At 33.8% G+C, this 2,900-nt stretch carries 1 protein-coding gene; it reads left to right on the forward strand.

The genetic code is table 11. The annotated features are described in order from the left end of the window. Positions 1-795 precede the first annotated feature (795 nt). Positions 796-2,757: a HAMP domain-containing methyl-accepting chemotaxis protein gene (locus ACFCYJ_RS27325; protein ID WP_376079090.1), complete on the forward strand. Its 1,962-nt coding sequence runs from the start codon at positions 796-798 to the stop codon at positions 2,755-2,757. Positions 2,758-2,900: the final 143 nt, after the last annotated feature.

A 2,900-nucleotide genomic window follows, 5' to 3' on the forward strand; every position in this document is an offset into this window, starting at 1 on the left:
TTTTATATATATTTAAATGTTATGAAACAAGCTAATCTATAAAATAGTTTTTGAAAAATTAAAATTTGTTGAACCCTTAACATGCCAAACTTATATTTAGTAACAAAATCTACTTAATATGGATAATAATCCAAAGGTAGAATATACGAATAACCGAGTAGAAATGGTATTTTTTTATATAAAGGGAGTCTTTTTCAGGATTTCCAATATTCGGAATGTTGAAAATTCTACGATTCCATTCAATATCAATACACCTGTGTATAAAAAGATATCATTATTTATTGAAAATACAAGAAACTTTTTAACAATTTTCTTTTCAAATAATGAAAAGATCTTTATAACAATTGTAATTAAAAGATTCAGTTATAGAGATAAATATCCTCCTGAGAAAAAACTACCTTTAATCAGCGAGAAGAAATATTTGCATATAAAGTCATTAAAGAATTTAAAAATATTTTAGATGATATATTAGAATCCACTTATTTATTCCCTAATTTTGCATTACAAAAAGACCATTTATCTTCAACACTTCTATTTTTATACTTAAACCCTAAGAAGCAGCTCTTAATAAGTACATAGAAAAAACATCGGATAGTTATGTACCTAGTAACAAAACAATAAACATTGTTTTACAAATTAAAGCGACTCTAATCAAGTATGGTGAGGAAACTAGTATTCCAAAAGGTAATGTTGGAAATGGGGATGTAGGGAAGGTTTGAGGGGCAGCATTCTTTTTTAGTCTAAAAAGAACAAAAAACACATTTAAAAACTAATGAAGACAAAAGGAGAACTGTTTTGAAAAAAATATTTAGAAGCTTTAGGGGGAAGCTGTACACATTATTTGCTTTTACCTTACTAATTCCTGTTATAACTGTAGGGAGTTTATCGTATCTTTCAGCAAAAGATTCGATAAAAAACGAAATACTCTTTAGTGCGAATGAAAGTGTTAAAATTTTAAATACACTAATTGATGATAAGTTACGTGAAAAAATAAACGACATGACTGTTTTTAGCGAGGATCTGGACTCTTCTAAGTATGAACAGCAGGAAAAAGAAATATTAACAAATTTTCATCAATATTTGGAGAGGAATCCAGATGTATTAAGCATTTATATCGGTACAAATGAGGGAACAATGATCTCAGAACCAGAAGTACATATTGCGGATTATAATCCTTTGGAAAGAGATTGGTATAAAGAGGCTGTAGCTTTAAAGGGTGAAACTCTAATAACGAATCCTTATATGGATGCAGAAACCGGGGATATGGTCGTGACAATTGCTCGACAGGTAAAAGATCAATCTGGAGTAATGGCACTTGATATAAAATTGACAGACCTTCAAAAAATCGCAAATTCAATCAAAATAGGAAAAAATGGTTATTCTTCTATTTTTGGTGACAATAATTTGGTCATCTCACATCCTACATTAGAAGCAGGTAAGGAATTAAACGAGAGCTTCCTCGATCAAATGTACGACAGTGAATCTGGCACATATGATTATGTCTTCGACGGGGATGACCGTATTTTGTTCTTTACAACGGAGGAGTTGACAAATTGGAAAATTACTGGAACAATTTTCGCGAAGGAAATTAATCAATCAGCATCATCCATTTTATATAAAACGTTGCTTGTACTAATCGTTGCGATTGTAATCAGTTCGATTGTTTTCTTTTTTGTCATGAAGGCCATTATAAAACCGATTAGATTACTAAAGGATAGTGCAGTAACTATTAGTAAAGGTGATTTAACAGAAAAAGTGAAAGTTACTTCTCATGACGAGATTGGACAGCTAGGACAAGCCTTTAACGATATGCAAGACAGTTTAAGAATACTTATTCAAAAAATTGAACAAAATGCCGAAGAGGTAGCCTCGTCGGCAGAAGAGCTAACAGCCAATGCTAATCAAACGAGCATTGCTACAGAAAAAGTGGCCATTTCAATTCAAGATGTTGCGTCGAGCGCAGACACGCAAACGACAAGTGCGAATAAGAATGCAGAATCGTTACAAGAGCTTTCTAAGGCCATTCTTCATATTGCGGAGATCTCATCTACTGTGACCGATCTTTCACAGCATGCAACGCTACAAGCAAATGAAGGTGGACAGGCAGTCCAGGATACAAAAAATCAAATGCAGTCTATTCATGTATCGGTGATCGATTCAAACACGAAAATTCAATCATTACATGAACGCTCTCAGCAAATTACGTCCATTTTAGATGTGATTACAAGCATTGCAGATCAAACGAACTTACTTGCTCTCAATGCAGCGATTGAGGCAGCAAGAGCAGGGGAGCATGGAAAAGGATTTGCAGTTGTTGCTGATGAAGTAAGAAAGCTAGCGGAGCAGTCGCAGGAATCTGCAAAGCAAATTTTTGAACTAATCAATGGTATTCAATTAGAAACAGAACAATCTGTAAACATCATGGCAAAAGTTACAGAGGATGTTCAAAATGGACTACATGTATCGGATGAAGCCATCGCGAAATTCCAAGTGATTAAAACAAGCATGGATAAAATAACTCCTAAAATGGGAGAGGTATCTTCTGCATCTGAACAGATGTCAGCAAGTGTACAAGAGGTGACAGCTATTACGGAGGATTTGGCATTTTCAGCTAAAGGTAATGCATCTGCTTCAGAAGACGTTGCAGCGTCTACAGAGGAACAATTAGCTTCGATGGAAGAGATTAATGCTTCTGCACAAGCTCTTGCGCATATGGCAGACGTATTAAAACAGATCATTAGCCAATTTAAATATTAACAGAATCAGATATAACATTCTTTTTTACATTTTCTACTGTTTTGCATATGATGATTTGTCAAATTAAGTGCAACAATTGCTCATTAAAAGCCTCGTTTGCAGTTTTCCAACCAAGACATTTTCTTGGTCGGTTGTTGATATAG

It is taken from the genome of Lysinibacillus sp. NPDC056232 (genome assembly GCF_042267565.1).
Lineage (GTDB): Bacteria > Bacillota > Bacilli > Bacillales_A > Planococcaceae > Lysinibacillus.